The following is a 20,475-nucleotide window of genomic DNA, read 5'->3' on the forward strand; positions in this document are numbered from 1 at the left end:
TTAACCGGCCAATTGCCCGGCGAGCACATCCGCCCCACGTGGCATGGCGTACAGTCGCCCGGCAACGGGCTCACCCTTACGGGTGAGGCACGTTGACGCTCGTGTGGACAGAAGGAAGGCAGTGGATGGGCCGCCATCGACGCTCCGCTCCCGCATCGCCCGAAGCCGCCGGAGCCGCGGACCGGACCGGGCCACCGGCCGCCGCGCACCCCGCGTCCGCCGGCCGCCACCGCGGTCACCGCTCCGCGCGCGACCGGCACACCGCTCCGGTACGCACCGGACTGCTCGGCGCCTCGGCCGCCGTGGCGATGGGCGCCGTGGCCGTCGCCTCGGGACTGCTGCCCGGCGGCAGCCAGTACGACTGGAACGGCAGCGGCGGCGCCGGGGAACGCGTGCGCGCGGGCTCCCTGCCGACCGCGTCGACGCCCGACGCGGCGTCCGTGACACCCTCGGACCGCGGCACCGGCCAGGCCAGCCGCGGTGAGGCACGCCCCGGCATCCCGGAGCGGGAACGCCCCGCACCGGCCGCCACCCCGTCGGCCGCCCCGGCCTCCCGGCAGCCTTCCGCCCCCGCGGACACCGACACCGACACCGACACCGGCGCAGGCACCGGTACGGGCGTCGGCACCGACCGGGACCGTACGGAACGGCCGGGCCGTACGGTCCCGTCGTCCTCCGCCGCGCCCTCGAAGACCGCCCCGAGCGCCACCGCCGCACCCGACACCACGCCCTCGACCGCCGAATCCCAGGTGCTGGCCCTGGTCAACCAGGAGCGCGCCAAGGCCGGCTGCTCCCCGCTGACCGCCGACCGCCAACTGGGCGGTCTGGCCCGCGACTTCAGCGCCGACATGGCGCGGCGCGGCTTCTTCGACCACACCGACCCGGACGGCCGCAGCCCGTGGGACCGGGCCAAGGCCGCGGGCATAGAGGGTCTCGGCGGCGAGAACATAGCCCGCGGCCAGGCCGACGCCCGCGCGGTGATGGACACCTGGATGCACAGCTCCGGGCACCGCGCCAACATCCTCAACTGCGAGTACAAAACCCTGGGAGTCGGCGTCCACTTCGGCTCCGGCGGCCCTTGGTGGACGCAGGACTTCGGCTTCTGACCCGGCCCGGACGGTAACCGGCAGGCCGATCCTCTTCTGCTGGGCGCGCACCGGCGGGCCGGTCCTCACCCGCCGGGCGACAACCGGTGGGCCGGTCCACTCCTTCCGGGCGGGCACCGGCGGGCCGGTCCTCACCTGCTTGGGCGGGCGCCGACGGGCCGCCTTCTCCGGTCCGGGCGGCCGACGGCGGGTCAGCCCTCCGCCTGCTCCGGCAGGCTCTCCCACTCCGGCCCGTCGCGGTAGAGCTCGTAGTCGTGCTCGGCGGCGATCTCCTCCGCGTGGGCGCGGCTGCGCACGGTGACCTCGTGCCGCTCGCTGACCACCTCTCCGTGTACGCCGCCCTCTTCGACCACCTCGATCGCGTGTGTCTCGTACACGACGCTGCCGGGCGCCGCCGAGCTCCAGACCAGATGCATGCTCGTCGCCATCGGATCCCAACCTCCGAAGGTATGGCCCCCTGGCTACAGGGTCGCATCTTCATCCGCACGAAAGCACGCGTATGCGGGTGGGTCGGCGTGTACAGGCCCCCGCGTACGGGCGGCACGCGCGGAACGGGGCGCGCGGGCCGGGCGCGCAGGTCGTCCACGGGCGCCCGGCATCCGCGGGAGGCGGATCAGGCGGCGACCGCGGCGCGGCCGGCGGCGTAGACCGCGGCCTGGGAGGCGACCCGGCGGCCGAGGTGTTCGGCGGTGGCTATGTCGGCCTTGTGGACGCCGTCCGGGCCCCGGTCGCTGTCGGTCTGGGCGCCGGCGCCCAGGAAGATGCCGAGGCGGTTGAGGTCGTTCTCGGAAGCGGTGGTGGAGTTCCAGCCGGGCAGCAGGCCGAGGTTGACCCAGTGCATGCCGTGCTGGGCGGCCAGTACGGTGAAGAACTGCAGGGTGTGCAGCTTGTCGCCGCTCTTGGAGCCGGAGTTGGTGAAGCCCGCCGCCAGCTTGTCCTGCCAGGCGCGGGTCGCCCAGCGCTTCGAGGTGGCCTCGGCGAAGACGTGGAAGGCTCCGGAGGCGGTGCCCATGTAGGTCGGCGAGCCGAAGACGATCGCGTCGGCGGCGTCGAGCAGCTCCCACTGCTCCTCGGTGATCTCGTCGACCTTGACCAGGTGGACGGTCGCCCCGGCCTCGGCGGCACCGTCGCGCACCGCCTCGGCGAGCACCGCGGTGTGACCGAAGCCCGAGTGATAGGCGATGGCGACGGCCGGGGCGGCGAAGGAGGAGGCGGAGGAGGAAAGGGAGGCGGCGGAAGAAGCGGTCGGGGTGGGCGTGGTCATGGCGGAGCTCCTCGGGATCGTGCCGCGCTGCGCGGCTTCACTACCGAAAGGAAAGCACTAACTTTCAGAAAGCGCAATAGCCTGGTGAGCGCTGTGCGGGAGTACGCTGGTGGTATGACGCATCAGGGCGGCTCGCAGCAGGCGAAGCAGGTGACGCAGGTCCCGAACGTCGGGATGGAGCTGGCGACGGACGTGGCGTTCGACGTCTTCGCGCGTACGTGTCCGTCCCGCGACACGCTCAAGCACGTCACCGATCGCTGGGGCAGCCTGACGCTGGGCGCGCTGCACGACGGCACGTTCCGCTTCAACGAGCTGCGGCGGCGGGTGGACGGCGTCAGCGAGAAGATGCTGTCGCAGACCCTGCACGCCCTGGAGCGCGACGGGCTGGTGCATCGTGAGGCGCAGCCGACCAACCCTCCGCGGGTGGACTACGAACTGACGCCGCTGGGGCGGGAGGTGGCCGAGCGGCTGCTCGGTCTCATCGATCTGCTGGAGAGCCGGATGCCGTCGGTACTGGCGGCCCAGGAACGGTACGACGCGGCACGCGCGGAGTCCTGAGGCCCGTCCCACCGAGGCACCGCCGGGCGCGGCGCTGCACGAGCCGCGGGGGCGGCTGACCGTAGGCGGCCAGGCAGGCCCACGCGCCGCCGCGGTTCACAGCCGTCTCGCCCATGAGGGAAGGGCCACTCGCTCAACGTCCGCCGCGGTTCACAGCCGCCTCGCCCATGCGGGGAGGACCGCTCGCTCAACGTCCGCCTCGCCGCCCCGGCGCCTGTCCAGACGGCTCGTACCACGGACTGCCGCGTCAACCGCCGACTGCCGCGTCACCCACCGAGGCGCCGTTGACCGTCGAGGCGCCGTCGACCACCGAGGCACCCGCGGCCGCCGAAGAACTCCGCCAGCCGACCGCTGAGGCCGCGTCGACCGCTAAGGCCGCGGCGGCCGCTGGCAGCGCGGGCAGAAGTAGCTGGACCGGTTCATCCAGGGGCGGCGGCGTATCGCCGTACCGCAGCGGCGGCACGGTTCGTCCTCGCGCCCGTAGGCGTCCAGCGACCGCTCGAAGTAGCCCGACTCGCCGTTGACGTTCACGTAGAGGCTGTCGAAGCTGGTGCCTCCGACGGCGAGCGCGGCGCTCATCACGTCCCGGATGTGGCCGAGCAGCTCGGCGGTACGGGGGCGGGTGAAGGTGGCGGTCGGCCGGTCGTAGTGGAGGCGGGAGCGCCACAGCGCCTCGTCGGCGTAGATGTTGCCGACGCCGCTGATCAGCGACTGGTCGAGGAGCGCGCGCTTGACGGTGGTACGGCGGCGGCGCAGCGCCTCGTGGAAGGCGGCGTCGTCGAAGGCCGGGTCGAGCGGGTCGCGCGCGATGTGGGCGATCACGTCGGGCAGCCCCTCGGGGTCGCCCGGCACCGCGTCGTGCAGCGACAGACCGCCGAAGGTCCGCTGGTCGACGAAGCGCAGTTCGGTGCCGGCGTCGTCGTCGAAGGTGAAGCGGACCCGCAGGTGCTTCTCGTCCGGGGCGTCCTGCGGCTGGACCAGGAGCTGCCCGCTCATGCCCAGGTGGGCCAGGACGGACAGGCCGTCGGTGACCGGCAGCCACAGGTACTTGCCGCGCCGCCGGGCCTCGCCGATGCGCTGCCCCTTCAGGCGCGTGGCGAAGTCCACGGCGCCCGCCGTGTGCCGGCGGACCGCCCGCGGGTGCCGCACCTCGACCTCGGCGACGGTTCGTCCCCGTACCCAGCGCTCCAGTCCGCGGCGTACGACCTCGACCTCGGGCAGCTCGGGCACGGCTCTCCTCGTCAGGGAGCGTCCGCGTGGACGGCGGACGCGGTACGGATGGGGTGCGCGGGCCGGGTACGGCGGCGCGCAAAGGCCTGGGCGAGCGCGTACAGCGGCGCGCAAGGCCCCCGGCGGAGCCCTCACCACGCGCGCACGCCCCCGTAAAACACTGTCCGGCCGCCCACCCCGCGCAGGGAACCCCCACTCAGGACGGACGGCCGGCAGCGCGTGAACCTCAGCCGACGACGGGCGGTTCCCCGGCCGGGGGAACCACCGGCTCCCCGGCCGGCGGCGCGTCCGCGGCCCGCTCGGCCGCTTCGTCCGCCGCCGCGCGGATCGCCCGCCAGGCGGACTCGGCCGCCTGCTGTTCGGCTTCCTTCTTGCTGCGGCCGGTGCCGGTGCCGTACGAGACACCACCGACGCGGGCAGCAGCAGTGAAGGTCTTCTCGTGGTCCGGACCGGTCTCGCTGACCAGGTACTCCGGCACACCGAGACCCTCGGTCGCGGTCAGCTCCTGGAGGCTGGTCTTCCAGTCCAGGCCGGCACCGAGGCCGGCGGACTTCTCGATGAGCGGGTCGAAGAGCCGGTGCACCAGCTCGGCAGCCGCGTCGAGACCCTGGTCGAGATAGACCGCGCCGATCACCGCTTCGAGGGTGTCGGCCAGGATGGATGCCTTGTTGCGGCCGCCGGTGCCCTCTTCGCCCCGGCCGAGGCGGATGAAGGCGCCGAGGTCGAGGCCGCGGCCCACTTCGGCGAGCGCCCGCGAGTTGACCACCGCGGCCCGCAGCTTGGCCAGCTGGCCTTCGGGCAGGTCGGGGTGGGTGCGGTACAGCGTGTCCGTGACCACCAGGCCGAGCACCGAGTCCCCGAGGAACTCCAGCCGCTCGTTGGTGGGCAGGCCGCCGTTCTCGTACGCGTACGAGCGGTGCGTCAGCGCACGCACCAGAAGGGCGGACTCGAGCTGGTACCCGAGCCGCCCTTCCAGAAGCGTGTGGGACGAGGCCGTGTCCGCCGGTGCCGTTTCAGCCGCGCGCTTGCGGGGAGACGTATGGGCGTCTGACATAGAGCCTGTCACCAGCCGATCAGACCTCGAGGACCTGTCGCTTGTTGTAGGTGCCGCAGCTCGGGCACGCGATGTGCTGCTGCTTCGGCTCGTGGCAGCGCTCGCACGCCACCAGGGTGGGGACCGCAGCCTTCCACTGCGACCGGCGGTGGCGCGTGTTGCTGCGCGACATCTTCCGCTTCGGAACAGCCACGGCTACTTCTCCTGCTTCTCGGCGGCGCGCGCTGATTCAGGCCCGTCGCCGCTCATGTTTTCGTCCTTCTCGCCGTCCGGGTCGGTGGCGAGTCCCTGCAGTGCCGCCCAACGGATGTCGACGGCGTCGTGGTGGTGGTCCGGGTCGTCCGCGAGCCGCTCTCCGCACTGGGAGCACAGGCCCGGGCAGTCGTCCCGGCACACCGGCTGCATCGGCAGTGCGAGCACCACCGCATCACGCAGCACGGGTTCGAGGTCGAACAGGTCGTCCTCAAGGAAGAGCGTGTCCTCCTCTTCCTCGGCGTCGTCGCCCGGCTCCGCGGTGCGGGTCCTGGCATCGGCGTCGGGGTAGGAGAACATCTCCTGGAAGTCCGCTACGAGCTCACGCTCCAGCGGCTCCAGACACCTTACGCACTCCCCCTGGACCGATGCACGGCCGGTACCTGTGACAAGCACCCCGTCCATGACGGATTCCAGGCGGAAGTCGAGTTCCACCGGCGTGCCCTCGGGCACCCCGATGACCTCGTTGCCGAGGTCCCGGGGGGCCTCGACGGTGCGGGAGAGCCGCTGCAGCGCACCGGGACGACGTCCCAGATCGCGCGTGTCGAACACGAGCGGGGAACGATGGTCGAGGCGGGCGTTGATGGCTTCCTGCTTTCTACGCTGACGTACGGGCCACCCGTTCACCGGGGCGAGGCGGGCAGCAGAGATCGCGGACGTACACGCGACCGAAGAGCCAGGATACTGGAACGGTCCCGATAGGCCCAATCCGCTACTGCCGCCCCTCCTCGTACTGCCGCAGCCGGTCGAGATCGATCATGCTCGTGTCGAAGAGGCTGGTCTCGTCGAGCGCGGCCGGCTGCGGCGCCCGGCCGCCGGGAGCCTGTGCGGGGAGCTGGGTCTCCTGGTGCGGCTGGAGGTAGCCCGTGTTCGGGTCGTAGGGCTGCTGGTGCTGCTGCTGGGCCTGCGGGTCCGTCCAGCCGTAGCCGTACGGGTCCTGCTGGGCGTACGGGGCCTGCGGATAGCCGTAGGCGTCCTGCTGCTGGTAGGCCGGGTCGGCGTAGTAGCCCTGCTGGGGGTCGGGCTGCGCCCGGGGCGGCACGGCGGGCTGCGGCGGGGCCTGCGGCTGCGGGGGTACGGGGTCCGCCAGCTCGGCGAGGCCGGCGAGGTACTCGGCGTCGCCGGTGTGGCCCGGATGCCGGCCGTCGGGCTGCGCGGCGAGGCCGCCCAGCTCGTCCGTCGGCCGGACGCCCTGGAGCTTGAGCCGCCCGCGGCCGACCGCCTCCAGGGTCTTGGTCAGCACGGCCTCGAAGGCGCCGAATTTGGCGTCCACGTACCGGTCGGCGCGCTCCCTGAGGGTCTGCGGGTCGGCGGTGGGCTCGGGCACCTGGATGCCGTCCTCGTCCTCGTGGCCGCCCTCGCCCGGCGCGCGGCCGAGCAGCTTCTCGCGGCCGCGGTCGACCGAGCCGATGGTCTTGGTCAGGACGACCTCGAAGTTGGCCAGTTTGCTGTCCACGTAGTCGTCGGCCTCGGCGCGGATCTCCTCGGCCTCGCGGCGGGCCTCGGCCAGGATCCGGTCGGCCTCGGCCCGGGACTGCCGGGCCACCTCGGTGTCGGAGATCAGCGAGCCGCGGTGGGCGTTGGCGGACTCGATGATCCGCTCCGCCTCGGCGCGCGCCTCCTCGACCATCTGCTCGCGGCCGCCGAGCAGCTCCTGGGCCTCGGCGAGCGACCCGGGCAGGGCGGCGCGCACCTCCTCCAGCATGGCGAGCAGCTCGGCGCGGTTGACCACGCACGAGGCCGACATGGGCATGGACCGGGCGCCGCGGACGGTCCTGACGATCTCGTCGAGCTTCTTCTGCACGTCCACCTTGGACTCGCCACTCTCCGGGTCGGTACGACGGAACGGGGACGACTGTACGTCCACAGACCCTCGCACCGACACCTGCTGACGAGGCGTCAGGAGATCACTTGGCGCCGAGCCGCGCGGTCAGCTCCTCCAGGACGAAGGGCGGCACCAGGTGGGAGACGTCGCCGCCCCAGGCCGCGACCTCCTTGACCAGGCTGGAGGAGAGGAAGCTGTAGGTGGGGCTGGTGGGGATGAAGAGGGTCTCGACGCCGGAGAGGCCGTTGTTCATCTGCGCCATCTGGAGTTCGTAGTCGAAGTCGCTGACCGCGCGCAGCCCCTTGACGATGGCCGGAATGTCACGCTGCTTGCAGAAGTCGACGAGCAGGCCGTGGAAGGACTCGACCTCGACGTTGCCGTACTCGGCGGTGGCCTGGCGGATCAGGTCGATCCGCTCGTCGATCGAGAACAGGCCCTGCTTGGCCTTGTTGATCATCACGGTGACGTGGACGACGTCGTAGAGCCTGGAGGCCCGGGCAATGATGTCCAGGTGCCCGTTGGTGATGGGGTCGAACGACCCCGGACAGACTGCGCGGCGCACGTGAGTTTCCTCGCTCTCCGGTCCGGTCATGACGCGTTGTCGCACGTCGAAGCGGCGCGACCGTACCAAAGCGTCCCCTCGCCGTAGCGCCGGGACCGGATGGCCTCGAAACCGTCCGGCCAGGGGAACGGACCGCCTCTGGTGCTCCGCTCCACGGTGACGAGTGCCTCCTCGGCACACCAGCCCCCCTGGCGGAGTGTGAGCAGGATCTCCCCAAGATCGTCGTCGGTGACGGCGTACGGCGGGTCGAGGAAGAGCACGTCGTACGGGTCGGCCGGGGCCGCGCCCGCGACGACCTGCTCGGCCTTGCCGGGCCGGACCTCCGCGCCGGGCATCCCGAGGGTGCGGACGTTGTCGCGGATGGTGCGGACGGCGCGGGCGTCGGCCTCGACCAGCAGGACGTGCGCGGCGCCGCGGGACAGCGCTTCCAGACCCACCGCGCCGGAGCCCGCGTACAGGTCCAGCACCCGGGCGCCGGCCAGCGGTCCGTCCAGCGACTCCCAGGTGGAGAACAGGCCCTCGCGCGCCCGGTCGGAGGTCGGGCGGGTGCCGTTGCCGGGGGGCACGGCCAGGCGCCGGCCGCCGGCCGTGCCGGCGATCACGCGGGTCATGGTGCTCGGTCCTTCGCGCTGCGGATGGGAGCGGCCCGCCTGCGCGGGTCACTCCCCACGATATGGCGTCGCCCGGCACGGGGCCGCGCCGGGCGACGCAGAGAGGCCTCGGAGAGCGTGCCCGGCCCGGCCGGGGGCTGCCCGGCCCGGCCGGGGGGCTGTACGGGGGTCGGGGACGGGTCGCCGTACAGGGCCCGGAGGGGACGGATCGCATCGAGGACCGGGCGCGCGGCGCTCATCCCTTGTCCAGGTACTGCTCCCGCTCCGCGTCCAGCAGGGCCTGGAGGGCCGTGCGCAGCTCCGGATAGGCGGTCAGCTCGGGGTCGGCGGCGACCACCGCGGTGGCCTCCTCGCGGGCGGCCTCGATGACCTGCTCGTCCTCGATGACGGCGAGCATCCGCAGGGAGGTGCGGGCGCCGGACTGGGCCTGGCCGAGGACATCGCCCTCGCGGCGCTGCTCCAGGTCGATACGGGACAGCTCGAAGCCGTCGAGGGTGCCGGCCACCGCGGCGAGCCGGGCGCGCGCGGGGCTGGCCTCGGGCATCTCGCTGACCAGCAGGCACAGGCCGGGCGCGGAGCCCCGGCCGACCCGGCCGCGCAGCTGGTGCAGCTGGGAGACGCCGAACCGGTCCGCGTCCATGATCACCATGGCGGTGGCGTTCGGGACGTTCACACCGACCTCGATGACGGTGGTCGCCACCAGCGCGTCCACCTCGCCGGCCGCGAACCGGCGCATCACCGCGTCCTTGTCGTCCGGGTGCATCCGGCCGTGCAGCACCTCGACGCGCAGCCCGGCGAGGGGGCCCTTGGTGAGCTGGTCGGCGACCTCCAGGACGGCCAGCGGGGGCCGCTTGTCCTCGCCTCCGCCGTCCCCGGCCTCCTCCGCGGACTTCTTCTTGGTGCCCTTGCCCTTCGGCGCGTCCTCCTCGTCGCCGATGCGGGGGCAGACCACGTACGCCTGGTGGCCGGCCTCGACCTCCTCGCGCACCCGCTCCCAGGCGCGCGCGAGGAAGTGCGGCTTGTCCTTGGCGGGCACGACGTGGCTGGCGATCGGCGAGCGGCCGGCGGGGAGCTGGTCCAGTACGGACGTCTCCAGGTCGCCGAAGACGGTCATCGCGACCGTACGGGGAATGGGGGTGGCCGTCATGACCAGCAGGTGCGGCGGCTGCTTGCCCTTGCCGCGCAGGGCGTCGCGCTGTTCGACGCCGAAGCGGTGCTGTTCGTCGACCACGACCAGGCCGAGGTCGTGGAACTGGACCTTGTCCTCGATGAGCGCGTGGGTGCCGATGACGATCCCGGCCTCGCCCGTGACGAGGTCCAGCAGGGCCTGACGGCGGGCGGCGACCCCCATCGAGCCGGTCAGCAGCACCACCTTGGTGCCCTGCTCGGCCCCGCCCAGCATCCCTCCCTCGGCCAACTCCCCCATCATTTCGGTGATGGAGCGGTGGTGCTGCTGGGCCAGCACCTCGGTGGGCGCGAGCATCGCCGCCTGGCCGCCGGTGTCCACGACGGCGAGCATGGCCCGCAGGGCGACCATGGTCTTGCCGGAGCCGACCTCGCCCTGGAGGAGGCGGTGCATCGGGTGGTCGGTGGCCAGGTCGTCGAAGATCTCACGGCTGACCTTCCGCTGGCCTTCCGTGAGGGTGAAGGGCAGCTTCGCGTCGAAGGCGTCGAGCAGTCCGCCGGGCGTCAACGGGCGCGGAGTGGCGGGGAGTTGGGTCTCGGCCATCCGGCGGCGGGCGAGCGCCACCTGGAGGACGAACGCCTCGTCCCACTTCAGCCGGGAGCGCGCGTCCTCGATGTCGGCCTTCGTGCGCGGGCGGTGGACCTTCTCCAGGGCCTCCGGGAGCGGCAGCAGGGCCCGGCCCTCGCGCAGCGCCTCCGGAAGCGGGTCGAGCGCCTCGCGCGCGCTGGGCAGCACCGCGTCGACCGCCTTGGCGATCTTCCAGGAGGCCATCTGCTGGCAGGCGGGATAGATCGGCATGAGCCGGCCCGCGAAGGCGTCCACGGCCTCCTCGCCGCCCTCGCCCTCCAGCAGCGCGTATTCGGGGTGGGCCAGTTGCAGCTTGCGGTTGAAGACCGAGACCTTGCCCGCGAACATGGCGCGGCGGCCGGGCAGCAGTTCCTTGTGCGGTTTGTGGATGCCCTTGCCGAAGAAGACGAGCTGGAGGCGGCCGCTGCCGTCGGTGAGGGTCACTTCCAGGCGCTGGCCGCGGCCGTTGTTGAACTTCAGGACCCGGGCGTCGGCGACCCGCGCGACGACCGTGACGTGTTCGTCCAGCGGCAGGTCGGAGAGCCGGGTCAGCTCACCGCGCTCCGCGTATCTGCGCGGATAGTGGTGCAGCAGGTCGCCGACCGTCTTCAGGCCGAGCTGCTCGGCCATCACCTTGGCGGTGGTGCCACCGAGAATCTTCTTCAGGGGTTCGTCGAGCGCGGACACGTGTCCATTGCACACCACGGCACTGACAGCGGACGGCAAGGCCCGGAATACGCCGGGGGCCGAACCGATTCTTCCCGCCGGTTTCCCGCCGATTTCCCGTCGGCCTTCCGCCGGGTTCCCACCGGTTTCCCGCGGGGTCGCGACCGGTTTCCCGCGGGGTTGCGACCGGTTTCCCGCCGGGTTTCCACCGGTTTTCCGTCGCTTTCCGCCGCTCCGGCACGGGGTCATTCGACTCCGATGAGAAGCGGCGCCCCGCGCTGTCCGCCCTCGTAGACGACGGTGTCCACGGCCAGATAGCGCTCCCGTACATGCCTTTCCAGGCGTTCCGCGAGAGCGGCGGGACATTCCGCGCCCCGTACGAAGGTCACCATTTCCCCGCCGGCGGAGAGCATCCGGTCCAGCACGGTCGTCGCGGTCGCGGCCAGGTCCGAGCCGATCACCGCCACGTCCCCGTCGATCAGCCCGAGCACGTCCCCGGCCTGGCAGACGCCGGCCATCGTCCAGGACTGCCGTTCCGCGACGGCCAGCTCCGCGTAGCGGGTGGCGCCCGCGGCCGAGGTCATGGCCACCACGTCCTCGTCGAAGCTGCGGCCCGGCTCGTGCACGGCCAGCGCGGCGATGCCCTGGACGGCGGCGCGGGTGGGGATCAGCGCGACGCGTACGCCTTCGGTACGGGCCTGCTCGGCCGCGGCCGACGCGGTGTGCCGCAGCTCGGGGTCGTTGGGCAGCAGCATCACCTCGCGGGCGTGCGCCTGCCGGATCGCCTGGACCAGCTCGCCGCTGGCGGGCGGCTCCCCGGGGCGTACGGTCACCGCGGTCGCGCCCGCCTCGGCGCACAGCCCGGCCAGGCCGTCCCCCGGCACCACGGCCACCACGGCGCGCGCCGCCGGCTCCGGCTCGCGGCGGCGCGCGGCCCGGCCCCCGTCGGCCGTCCCGAAGTGGGTGATGCGGATGCGATACGGGCGGCCCGCCTCGATGCCCGCCTCTACGGCGGCCCCCGCGTCGTCCACGTGGACATGCACGTTCCACAGGCCGTCCCCGCCGACCACCACCAGGGAGTCCCCGAGCCCGTCCAGCCGCGCGCGCAGCCGGGCCACGGCGGCGTCGTCGGCCTCAAGGAGGTAGATCACTTCGAAGGCAGGTCCGTCCGGGTCGCCGTGGCCGTCACCCGGCCCCTCCGGGTCTGGAGCGTCCCCGTTCGCGGCCGGGCAGCCGCCGGACACCGGCACGGAGTCATCGGCCCGTACGGAGGCATCGGCCTGTACGGAGGCATCGGCTCGCTCGGAGGCATCAGCCCGTACGGAGGCAGCACCCCGTACCGGACCATCCGGCCGCACCGCGATAGCCGCCGTCGGCACCTCCCCGGACAGGGCCCCCGCCAGCGCGCCCAGCACGGCGACCAGTCCGCAGCCGCCCGCATCCACGACGCCCGCCCGGCCCAGGACCGCCAGCTGGTCCGGCGTGGCCTCCAGGGCCGTACGAGCGCCGTCGTAAGCGGCCCGCGCCACCGCCGCCGGACTCCCGTCGGCCCGCCCCGCCGCCTGAGCGGCCACCGTGGCGACCGTCAGGACGGTGCCCTCCACTGGGTGCGCCACGGCCTCGTACGTCGACTCGGCGGCCCGTCGCAGCGCCCGCTTCAGCGCTGCCGCCGAGCCGGGGGCGCCGTTCGCCGCCGGCTCACCGGGCCCGGTCCCGTCCGCAGCCCTCTCCCCCAGCACCTCCGCCATGCCGCGCAGCAGCTGGGCGAGGATCGTGCCGGAATTGCCGCGCGCGCCGATCAGGGCCCCGTGCGCCATCGCGCCGACGGCGTCGGCCAGGCCCGGCGTGGTGCCCGAGGCGCCGTGCCCGTCGAAGGCGGCCTCGACGGCGCGGGCCGCGGACTCCACGGTCAGGTAGAGGTTGGTGCCGGTGTCCCCGTCGGCCACCGGGTAGACGTTGATCGCGTCGATCCGCTCGCGTTCGCGCCCCAGGGCCTGGAGCGCCAGGGCGCACCAGGTGCGTACCGCAGCGGCGTCGAGCGGGTGCGGCACCGTCGTCCTCCTCGGCCAGCGGCCCGTGGCGGGCTCGGCTCGGTCATGCGATCCAGGGCACAGTAGCCGCGGGCGGAGCGGTCCGCCGGGGCGGGGCCCGGGCCGCTCGTGGTAGTTTCGTGTCACGGGAGCGGTCGTTGTATGCTGCTCCGGTTGCCCGATGCGAATCGGGCCATTCCTAACTCCTGGCGAAGCCGGTCGGTTCAATGCACTCCGCTCGTCGGGATTTCACCGTAAGTGCATCTGAAGTCTTTGGAGTGACCCGTGGCTGCCAACTGCGACGTCTGCGGCAAGGGGCCGGGCTTCGGCAAGAGCGTTTCCCACTCGCACCGCCGTACCAACCGTCGTTGGAACCCCAACATCCAGACGGTGCGCGCGGTCGTCGGGCGCACGCCGAAGCGGCTCAACGTCTGCACCTCGTGCATCAAGGCCGGCAAGGTCTCGCGCTGACGTCCTAGTCGTAGCGCAGCCCCGCCGGTTGCCTGAAAGCCGGTCCACCTCGGTGGACCGGCTTTTTGCCGTACGCGCGTGCCGTACGCGCGGCAAGCGCCCGTGAGGCGGCGCGGCGGCCGGGACTACCCCCGCAGCCGCCACCCGTGATCCACCGGGCCGATGCCCGCCCCCAGGCGGAAGCCGCCCGCGATGGCGCCGGTGACGTACTCCTTGGCCGCCGCGACGGCCTCCGGGACGGTGTCCCCCTGGGCCAGGCGCGCGGCGACGGCGCTGGCGAGCGTGCAGCCGGTGCCGTGGGTGTGCCGGTTGTCGTGCCGCGGCGCGCGCAGCCAGTGCTCCTCGGTGCCGTCGGTGAGCAGGTCGACGGCGTCGCCCTCCAGGTGGCCGCCCTTGATCAGCGCCCAGCGCGGCCCGAAGCCGAGGACCGCGGCGGCGGCGCGCCGCATGTCGGCCTCCTCCCGGACCCGTACGCCCGTGAGCTGGGCGACCTCGTCGAGGTTGGGGGTGGCGAGGGTGGCCGTGGGCAGCAGCTTCGTGCGGACCGCGTCCAGGGCGGAGGCGGCGAGCAGCGCGTCGCCGTGCTTGGAGACGCCGACCGGGTCCACGACGACCGGTGCGGAGAGCCCGGCGAGCAGGTCCGCGACCGTCTCGACCAGCTCCGGCGAGGAGAGCATCCCGGTCTTGACGGCCTGGACGCCGATGTCGTCCACGACGCTGCGGAACTGGGCCCGTACGGCCTCGGCGGGCAGTTCCCACGCGCCCTGCACGCCGAGTGAGTTCTGCGCGGTGACGGCGGTCAGCACGCTCATGCCGTGCGTACCGAGCGCCAGCATCGTCTTCAGGTCGGCCTGGATGCCCGCGCCGCCGCCGGAGTCGGACCCGGCGACGGTCAGGACGCGTGGAGGTGTAGGCATGCGGCCGAATCTACCGGGGCCCCGCGCGGGGCCCGTCCGCGGTCCCTCAGAGGCCGGTCGGCTCGCCGTCCGGCTCCCCGCCGAAGTGGTCCCACCCCGCGTTGACCCAGGGCGCCCCGTCCACCGTGACCTGCGGCAGCGCCGACGGGTGCAGCACCTCGCCGATCACCTTCCAGCGGGCCGGCAGCTTCACGTCCGGCGGGAACGTCGCCACGATCGCGTGGTCCTCGCCCCCGCTGAGCACCCACTGCATCGGGTCCACGCCGACGGCCGTACCGATGTCGGACATCTGTGAGGGGATGTCGATCTGGCCCGAGCGCAGGTCGATGCGGACCTTGCTGGCCTCGGCGATGTGGCCGAGGTCGGCGACCAGGCCGTCGCTGACGTCCGTCATGGCGGTGGCGCCGAGACCGGCCGCCGCCGGGCCCGCGTGGTAGGGCGGCTCGGGGCGGCGGTGCGCCTCCACGAAGGCGCGCGGGGAGCGGAAGCCGCGGGTGAGGACCGCGTATCCGGCCGCGGACCAGCCCAGCCAGCCGGTGACGGCGACCACGTCGCCGGGCTGGGCACCGGAACGGGTGACCGGCTCCTGGTTGCGCAGGTCGCCCAGGGCGGTGATCGCGACGGTGATCGTGTCGCCGCGCACCACGTCGCCGCCGACCACCGCGGCGCCCGCCACCTGGCACTCGTCGCGCAGCCCGTCCATCAGCTCGCTCGCCCAGGTCGCGGGCAGTTCGGCGGGGACGACCAGGCCGAGCAGGATGGCGGTGGGCACCGCGCCCATCGCCGCGATGTCGGCCAGGTTCTGCGCCGCGGCCTTGCGGCCCACGTCGTAGGCGGTGGACCAGTCGCGGCGGAAGTGCCGCCCTTCGAGGAGTACGTCGGTGCTGGCCACGACCCGGCGGTCCGGCGCGGTGATCACCGCGGCGTCGTCGCCCGGTCCGATCCGTACGGCCGGGGTGGCGGTGAGCCGGGAGGTCAGCTCCCTGATCAGCCCGAACTCCCCCAGCTCGCCCACGGTGCCCTTCATGCTGCTGCCCTTCCGACGCGTACGGACGATCCGTACTGCGCTGCCGATCCGTACTCCACCACCGCGCGCCCGGCCCGTGCTTCCCCCGGGCGGACGGCCGTCGTGCTGCCCCTGGTCGTACCGCACGTCGTGTTCCGGGCGGCGCGGGTCTCCCCGGCGCGCGCACCGACGCGGTACCGTGGCGTCCCTTCTTCCCACATGATCCTCGAAGCCGCCCTGGAGGTCCCGTGGTACAGGCGTACATCCTGATCCAGACCGAGGTGGGCAAGGCGTCGGCCGTAGCGGAAGTGATCGCCAAGATCCCCGGTGTGCTCCAGGCCGAGGACGTCACCGGTCCGTACGACGTGATCGTGCGGGCGCAGGCCGAGACGGTCGACGAGCTCGGCCGCATCGTGGTCGCCAAGGTCCAGCAGGTGGACGGCATCACCCGCACCCTGACCTGCCCGGTGGTCCATCTCTAGCTCCCCGTATGCTCGGCCGGGTGATCTCCTCGTCCCGCCGGCCGCTGGTACCGGCCCTGCTCACCGTGGCCTTCGCCGCGGTGGGCTGCTCGTCCTCGGTCCCCGTCGCCGCCCCCTCCCCCGAGGGCGCCTCCGCGCGGCAGTGCCGGGCGCTCCAGAAGGAGTTGCCGCGGACCGTGGACGGGCTGGAGCGCGGCACCGCCGATCCGGCCTCGGACTTCACCGCCGTGTGGGGCGATCCCGCCGTCCGGCTGCGCTGCGGCGTGGCCAAGCCGGCCGTGCTGACGCCTGGAAGTGAACATTACAACCCCGGTGCGGACGCGGCGGAAGTCAACGGCGTCGAGTGGCTCTTCGAGAAGCAGGACGACGGGTACCGCTTCACGACCGTACTGCGCAAGACGTACGTAGAGGTGAGCGTCCCGAAGAAGTACGCCCCCGAGGTCGATGTGCTGACCGACCTCGCGGACGCGGTCAAGAAGACGGTGCCGGCCGGAGTCTGAGCCCTCCGGCCGGGCGCGGTCCGAACCGTCCGGGCGCCTCAGCGCAGGCCCGTCGAACGCCGCAGGGCCGCCTGGATCAGCCGGTCGATCAGCTCCGGGTAGCTCACACCGCTCTCCTGCCACATCCGCGGGTACATCGAGATGGGCGTGAAGCCGGGCATCGTGTTGATCTCGTTGATGACGTAGGTGCCGTCGTCCTGGAGGAAGAAGTCCACCCGGGCCAGGCCCTCGCAGGACAGCGCCTCGAAGGCGCGGACGGCCAGCTCCCGGACCTCGGCGGTCTGCTCCGCGGTCAGCGGGGCGGGCACGATGCCGGTGGCCGAGTCGATGTACTTGGCCTCGAAGTCGTAGAAGGTGTGGTCGGAGACGGGCGGGATCTCGGCGGGGAGGCTGCCGCGCGGCCCGTCCTCGAACTCCAGCACGCCGCACTCGATCTCGCGGCCGGTGAGCAGCGCCTCCACCAGGATCTTCGGGTCGTGGCGGCGCGCCTCCTCGATGGCCGCGTCCAGCCCGGAGACGTCGTCGACCTTGCTGATGCCCATGGAGGACCCCGCGCGGGCGGGCTTCACGAAGACCGGCCAGCCGTGTTCGGCGGCGAAGTCCACGATCCGCCGGCGGGCCGCGGCGCCGCCGTCGGCCTGCTCCCACTCGCGGGGGCGGACGACCTCGTACGGGCCGACCGGCAGCCCGTAGGAGAGGAACACCCGCTTCATGTACTCCTTGTCCATGCCGGCGGCCGAGGCGAGCACGCCCGAGCCGACGTAGGGCACGCCGGACAGCTCCAGGAGGCCCTGGATGGTGCCGTCCTCGCCGTACGGGCCGTGCAGCACGGGGAAGACGACGTCGACCGCGCCCAGCGCCTTGGGCACCGAGCCGGGTTCGCTGTAGACGACCTCACGGCTGGTCGGGTCCACGGGGAGCTGGACGGCCCCCTCGGCGGACTCGGCCAGCTCCGCCACGCTCGGCAGCTTCCGGTCGGTGATGACCATCCGCGCGGGGTCGTCGGCGGTCAGCGCCCAACGGCCGTCGGCGGTGATGCCGATGGGCAGCACGTCGTACTTCTCGCGGTCGATGGCCGACAGCACGGCGCCCGCGGTCACCACGGAGACGGCGTGTTCGGAGCTGCGGCCACCGAACACGACGGCGACGCGGGGCTTCTGGGGAGGGGTCTGGCTGCTCATATCGGGTCGAGGGTACCTGCTGCCCCAGGGGGAGTCGGTGCCACGGGCCGGTGCGGCGCCTCCCCCGGGCGCCGCGCAGCTCAGTGGCGCTCGGGCTTGGCGCTGCGGGACATCAGCTCCTTGAGGGCCACCAGCGGCGGCTTGCCCTCGTGGACGATGTCCACCACGGTCTCGGTGATCGGCATGTCGACGCCGTGCCGGCGCGCCAGATCCAGAACCGACTCGCAGGACTTGACGCCCTCGGCGGTCTGCTTGGTGACCGCGATGGTCTCCTCCAGCGACATCCCGCGGCCCAGGTTGGCACCGAAGGTGTTGTTGCGGGAGAGCGGCGAGGAGCAGGTGGCGACCAGGTCGCCCATGCCGGCGAGCCCGGCGAAGGTGTGCGCGTCGGCGCCCATCGCCAGGCCCAGGCGGGTGGTCTCGGCGAGGCCGCGGGTGATCAGGGAGGCTTTGGCGTTGTCGCCCAGGCCCATGCCGCCGGCCATGCCGACCGCCAGCGCGATGACGTTCTTGACCGCGCCGCCCAGCTCGGCGCCGACCACGTCGGTGTTGGTGTACGGGCGGAAGTACGGGGTGTGGCAGGCGGCCTGGAGGCGCCGGGCCACCGCCTCGTCCGCGCAGGCGACGACCGCGGCGGCGGGCTGCCGGGCGGCGATCTCCTTGGCGAGGTTGGGGCCGGTCAGCACCGCGACGCGCTCGGCGGGGGCCTTGGCGACCTCCTCGATGACCTCGCTCATCCGCTTGGCGGTGCCCAGTTCGACGCCCTTCATCAGGGAGACCAGGACGGTGTCGGCGGGCAGCAGCGGGGCCCATTCGGCGAGATTGCCGCGCAGGGTCTGGGAGGGGACGGCCAGGACCGTGAAATCGGCGCCGTGCGCGGCCTCGGCGGGGTCGGTGGTGGCCCGTACGGACTCCGGCAGCTGTGCGTCCGGCAGGTAGTCGGGGTTGGTCCGGCCGGTGTTGATGGCGTCGACCAGGCCCGCTCTGCGGCCCCACATCGTCACCTCGCAGCCCGCGTCGCCGAGCACCATCGCGAATGCGGTGCCCCAGGACCCCGTGCCGTAGACGGCGCAGCGCGTCACTTGCCTTCATCCTCCTGTGTCTTCGGTGCCTGGTCGTCCAGTTTCACGCCCCGCTCGTCCAGCTCGCGCGCCCGCTCGGCGGCCCGCTGCTCCCGGCGGGCCCGGCTGCGCCGGACGGCGTCCTTGCGGTGGTCGTACGGCTCGGCGGGCGCCGGCTCGCCGCGCAGTTCGGCCAGCAGCTCGGTGACCGCGGCCATGACCTTCTCGGTCACCGCGCGCAGCACCTCGGCGGTCGGCTCCTTGCCGTAGAACTCGCTCAGGTCGACCGGCGGCCCCGCCTTGACCCGCAGGGTCTTGCGCGGGAACAGGCGCAGCTTCTTCTCCTTGGCGTAGGGCGGCATCACCTCGTTGGCGCCCCACTGGGCCACCGGGACCACCGGCGCCTTGGTGAGCAACGCCACCCGGGCGGCGCCGGTCTTGCCCTGCATGGGCCACAGGTCGGGGTCGCGGGTGAGGGTGCCCTCGGGGTAGAAGGCGACGCATTCGCCCTTGTTGATGGCGGCCACGGCGGCACGGAAGGCGACCGCGGCGTCGGCGGATTCCCGGTAGACGGGGATCTGGCCGGTGCCGCGCATCACCGCGCCGACAAAGCCGCCCTTGAAGAGCCCGGACTTGGCGAGGAATCGCGGGACCCGTCCGGTGTTGTACTGGTAGTGCGCGTACGACAGCGGGTCCAGATACGAGTTGTGGTTGACCACGGTGATAAATCCGCCGTCGGCGGGAATGTGCTCCATTCCCTGCCAGTCCCGCTTGAACAGAACCAGGAGCGGCGGTTTGCAGATGACCGCGGCCAAGCGGTACCAGAAGCCGATTCTGCGGCGGGACACTGGGACACCCTCCTTGTGGGATCTGCTGAGCTGCTGCGACCCGGCAGCCGCACAAGTGTCGCCCCAGGTACCCGCTATGTCGAGAACACCGTAACCCCGCCGCTCACGGATGGCGGTGACGGCAGGTGAGAATGGGGGCGATGCGAAGTGATGGAGCGGACGCCGGATGGAGCCTGGTCGTCCCGCTGAAACCCCTGGTACGGGCGAAGAGCAGGCTGTCCGGGGCGGTGGGGGAACGGCTGCGGCCACAGTTGGCACTGGCGTTCGCGCTGGATACCGTGTCCGCCGCGCTGGCCTGCGAAGACGTCATGGATGTGGCGGTTGTCACGGACGACCCGCTGGCCGGGGAGCGGCTCGCGGCGCTCGGCGCGCGCGTCTTCGCGGACGTTCCGGGCCGTGGCCTGAACGCGGCGCTGGCCCATGGGGCGGCACGGGTGCGCGAGCGGCGCGCCGGGGCCGCCGTGGCGGCGCTGAACGCGGATCTCCCGGCGTTGCGCCCGGCGGAACTGCACCGGGTGCTGACGGCCGCCGCCGCATTTCCCCGGGCATTTCTCGCGGATGCGGCGGAAATCGGTACGACGCTGCTGTCCGCGGCTCCGGGAGTGGAATTGGCGCCCGCTTTCGGGGGGCCGTCCCGGGCGCGGCACCGCGAATCGGGGGCGCAGGAGATCGTGCTGCCGGGCACCGAATCCGTGCGCCGGGACGTGGACACCGGCGCGGACCTGCTGGCCGCGCTGGAGCTGGGCGCGGGGCCGCACACCGCCCGCTGTGTGCCGCGGATACGGGAGCGCGCGGGCCTGGAGGGCGTCAGAACGTCTGGAGCGTGACGAGCACGACGCGGCGCCCGTCCGTTTCCGTACCGCTGCCCGCTTCGCCCTCGACCTCGATGCGCACCCGCTGACCGGGCCGCAGCAGCCGCAGGCCGCCCGCGTCGAAGGCCGCCGCGTCGAAGGGCAGCGGCGTGCCGTCGTCGAGCAGCACGCTGCCGGAACGGGTCTGGGCGTCGTAGGTGTACGCGGTGGCCTGCATACGGCCACCCTAAACGGCGACCGGGGGCCGATCGCCCGGAACGGCGCCGGTACGGGCGCGGGACACGCC

23 protein-coding genes are annotated in these 20,475 nt (G+C 72.9%); 6 read left to right on the forward strand and 17 right to left on the reverse strand.

Annotation, left to right across the window (positions count from 1 at the left end):
- The first annotated feature begins 125 nt into the window (after nt 1-125).
- Nucleotides 126-1,106 (forward strand): CAP domain-containing protein, encoded by a 981-nt coding sequence (locus CP973_RS31540; protein WP_150247246.1) that lies wholly within the window; start codon nt 126-128, stop codon nt 1,104-1,106.
- A gap of 191 nt (nt 1,107-1,297) precedes the next feature.
- Here CP973_RS31540 and CP973_RS31545 read toward each other — a convergent pair whose 3' ends face one another.
- Entirely contained in the window at nt 1,298-1,534 is a 237-nt protein-coding gene (locus CP973_RS31545; RefSeq protein WP_150247247.1) for a hypothetical protein, read from the reverse strand.
- A 185-nt stretch (nt 1,535-1,719) separates the two neighbouring features.
- The gene (locus CP973_RS31550; protein ID WP_150247248.1) at nt 1,720-2,370 is read right to left on the reverse strand and encodes a flavodoxin family protein; all 651 of its coding nucleotides are present in this window, start codon (nt 2,368-2,370) and stop codon (nt 1,720-1,722) included.
- A 174-nt stretch (nt 2,371-2,544) separates the two neighbouring features.
- Between CP973_RS31550 and CP973_RS31555 the strand changes: the two genes are divergently transcribed.
- On the forward strand, nt 2,545-2,928 hold the full coding sequence (locus CP973_RS31555) for a winged helix-turn-helix transcriptional regulator (protein ID WP_150250563.1): 384 nt from the start codon (nt 2,545-2,547) through the stop codon (nt 2,926-2,928).
- A gap of 369 nt (nt 2,929-3,297) precedes the next feature.
- On the opposite strand, the gene mutM is transcribed toward CP973_RS31555, so the two are convergent.
- The 9 genes from mutM to CP973_RS31600 form a co-directional block, all read right to left on the reverse strand.
- Nucleotides 3,298-4,158 carry a bifunctional DNA-formamidopyrimidine glycosylase/DNA-(apurinic or apyrimidinic site) lyase gene (mutM, locus tag CP973_RS31560; RefSeq protein ID WP_150247249.1) on the reverse strand — a complete coding sequence of 287 codons (861 nt, stop codon included), beginning with the start codon at nt 4,156-4,158 and terminating at the stop codon, nt 3,298-3,300.
- Between the two features lie 226 nt (nt 4,159-4,384).
- Nucleotides 4,385-5,212: a ribonuclease III gene (rnc, locus tag CP973_RS31565; protein WP_150247250.1), complete on the reverse strand. Its 828-nt coding sequence runs from the start codon at nt 5,210-5,212 to the stop codon at nt 4,385-4,387.
- A gap of 19 nt (nt 5,213-5,231) precedes the next feature.
- A complete protein-coding gene (gene rpmF, locus CP973_RS31570; protein ID WP_003951102.1) occupies nt 5,232-5,405 on the reverse strand; it encodes a 50S ribosomal protein L32 in 174 nt (57 codons plus the stop codon).
- A gap of 2 nt (nt 5,406-5,407) precedes the next feature.
- Nucleotides 5,408-6,091: a YceD family protein gene (locus CP973_RS31575; protein WP_150247251.1), complete on the reverse strand. Its 684-nt coding sequence runs from the start codon at nt 6,089-6,091 to the stop codon at nt 5,408-5,410.
- An 85-nt stretch (nt 6,092-6,176) separates the two neighbouring features.
- Nucleotides 6,177-7,274 (reverse strand): ATP synthase F0 subunit B, encoded by a 1,098-nt coding sequence (locus tag CP973_RS31580; protein WP_150250566.1) that lies wholly within the window; start codon nt 7,272-7,274, stop codon nt 6,177-6,179.
- Between the two features lie 97 nt (nt 7,275-7,371).
- The gene (coaD, locus tag CP973_RS31585; protein ID WP_150250568.1) at nt 7,372-7,881 is read right to left on the reverse strand and encodes a pantetheine-phosphate adenylyltransferase; all 510 of its coding nucleotides are present in this window, start codon (nt 7,879-7,881) and stop codon (nt 7,372-7,374) included.
- Nucleotides 7,878-8,462: a 16S rRNA (guanine(966)-N(2))-methyltransferase RsmD gene (gene rsmD, locus CP973_RS31590; RefSeq protein WP_150247252.1), complete on the reverse strand. Its 585-nt coding sequence runs from the start codon at nt 8,460-8,462 to the stop codon at nt 7,878-7,880. Before rsmD ends, coaD begins: the two co-directional genes overlap by 4 nt.
- Nucleotides 8,463-8,697: 235 nt before the next feature.
- The gene (recG, locus tag CP973_RS31595) at nt 8,698-10,902 is read right to left on the reverse strand and encodes an ATP-dependent DNA helicase RecG (protein WP_150247253.1); all 2,205 of its coding nucleotides are present in this window, start codon (nt 10,900-10,902) and stop codon (nt 8,698-8,700) included.
- Between the two features lie 224 nt (nt 10,903-11,126).
- Nucleotides 11,127-12,932 carry a DAK2 domain-containing protein gene (locus CP973_RS31600; RefSeq protein ID WP_150247254.1) on the reverse strand — a complete coding sequence of 602 codons (1,806 nt, stop codon included), beginning with the start codon at nt 12,930-12,932 and terminating at the stop codon, nt 11,127-11,129.
- 264 nt (nt 12,933-13,196) lie between these two features.
- Between CP973_RS31600 and rpmB the strand changes: the two genes are divergently transcribed.
- Nucleotides 13,197-13,382, forward strand: a complete 186-nt coding sequence (gene rpmB / locus CP973_RS31605) for a 50S ribosomal protein L28 (protein WP_150247255.1) — start codon at nt 13,197-13,199, stop codon at nt 13,380-13,382.
- Nucleotides 13,383-13,507: 125 nt separating this feature from the next.
- Here rpmB and thiD read toward each other — a convergent pair whose 3' ends face one another.
- On the reverse strand, nt 13,508-14,299 hold the full coding sequence (thiD, locus tag CP973_RS31610) for a bifunctional hydroxymethylpyrimidine kinase/phosphomethylpyrimidine kinase (RefSeq protein ID WP_150247256.1): 792 nt from the start codon (nt 14,297-14,299) through the stop codon (nt 13,508-13,510).
- A gap of 46 nt (nt 14,300-14,345) precedes the next feature.
- A complete protein-coding gene (locus tag CP973_RS31615) occupies nt 14,346-15,326 on the reverse strand; it encodes a thiamine-phosphate kinase (RefSeq protein ID WP_003984697.1) in 981 nt (326 codons plus the stop codon).
- A gap of 227 nt (nt 15,327-15,553) precedes the next feature.
- Between CP973_RS31615 and CP973_RS31620 the strand changes: the two genes are divergently transcribed.
- Nucleotides 15,554-15,787 (forward strand): Lrp/AsnC family transcriptional regulator, encoded by a 234-nt coding sequence (locus tag CP973_RS31620; RefSeq protein ID WP_003984698.1) that lies wholly within the window; start codon nt 15,554-15,556, stop codon nt 15,785-15,787.
- Nucleotides 15,788-15,795: 8 nt separating this feature from the next.
- A complete protein-coding gene (locus tag CP973_RS31625; protein ID WP_150247257.1) occupies nt 15,796-16,287 on the forward strand; it encodes a DUF3515 domain-containing protein in 492 nt (163 codons plus the stop codon).
- Nucleotides 16,288-16,325: 38 nt separating this feature from the next.
- Here CP973_RS31625 and CP973_RS31630 read toward each other — a convergent pair whose 3' ends face one another.
- From CP973_RS31630 to CP973_RS31640, 3 genes are all read right to left on the reverse strand, one after another.
- Nucleotides 16,326-17,468 (reverse strand): D-alanine--D-alanine ligase family protein, encoded by a 1,143-nt coding sequence (locus CP973_RS31630; protein ID WP_150247258.1) that lies wholly within the window; start codon nt 17,466-17,468, stop codon nt 16,326-16,328.
- Nucleotides 17,469-17,548: 80 nt separating this feature from the next.
- On the reverse strand, nt 17,549-18,550 hold the full coding sequence (locus tag CP973_RS31635) for an NAD(P)H-dependent glycerol-3-phosphate dehydrogenase (RefSeq protein WP_030602808.1): 1,002 nt from the start codon (nt 18,548-18,550) through the stop codon (nt 17,549-17,551).
- A complete protein-coding gene (locus CP973_RS31640) occupies nt 18,547-19,377 on the reverse strand; it encodes a lysophospholipid acyltransferase family protein (protein WP_150247259.1) in 831 nt (276 codons plus the stop codon). Before CP973_RS31640 ends, CP973_RS31635 begins: the two co-directional genes overlap by 4 nt.
- A gap of 140 nt (nt 19,378-19,517) precedes the next feature.
- On the opposite strand from CP973_RS31640, the gene cofC reads away from it, so the two are divergent.
- Entirely contained in the window at nt 19,518-20,204 is a 687-nt protein-coding gene (gene cofC / locus CP973_RS31645; RefSeq protein ID WP_208853336.1) for a 2-phospho-L-lactate guanylyltransferase, read from the forward strand.
- Here the strand turns inward: cofC and CP973_RS31650 are convergent.
- On the reverse strand, nt 20,185-20,406 hold the full coding sequence (locus CP973_RS31650; RefSeq protein ID WP_150247261.1) for a hypothetical protein: 222 nt from the start codon (nt 20,404-20,406) through the stop codon (nt 20,185-20,187). The two genes, cofC and CP973_RS31650, sit on opposite strands and share 20 nt — an antisense overlap.
- Nucleotides 20,407-20,475 lie beyond the last annotated feature (69 nt).

The organism is Streptomyces albofaciens JCM 4342 (assembly GCF_008634025.1).
Taxonomy (GTDB): domain Bacteria; phylum Actinomycetota; class Actinomycetes; order Streptomycetales; family Streptomycetaceae; genus Streptomyces; species Streptomyces albofaciens.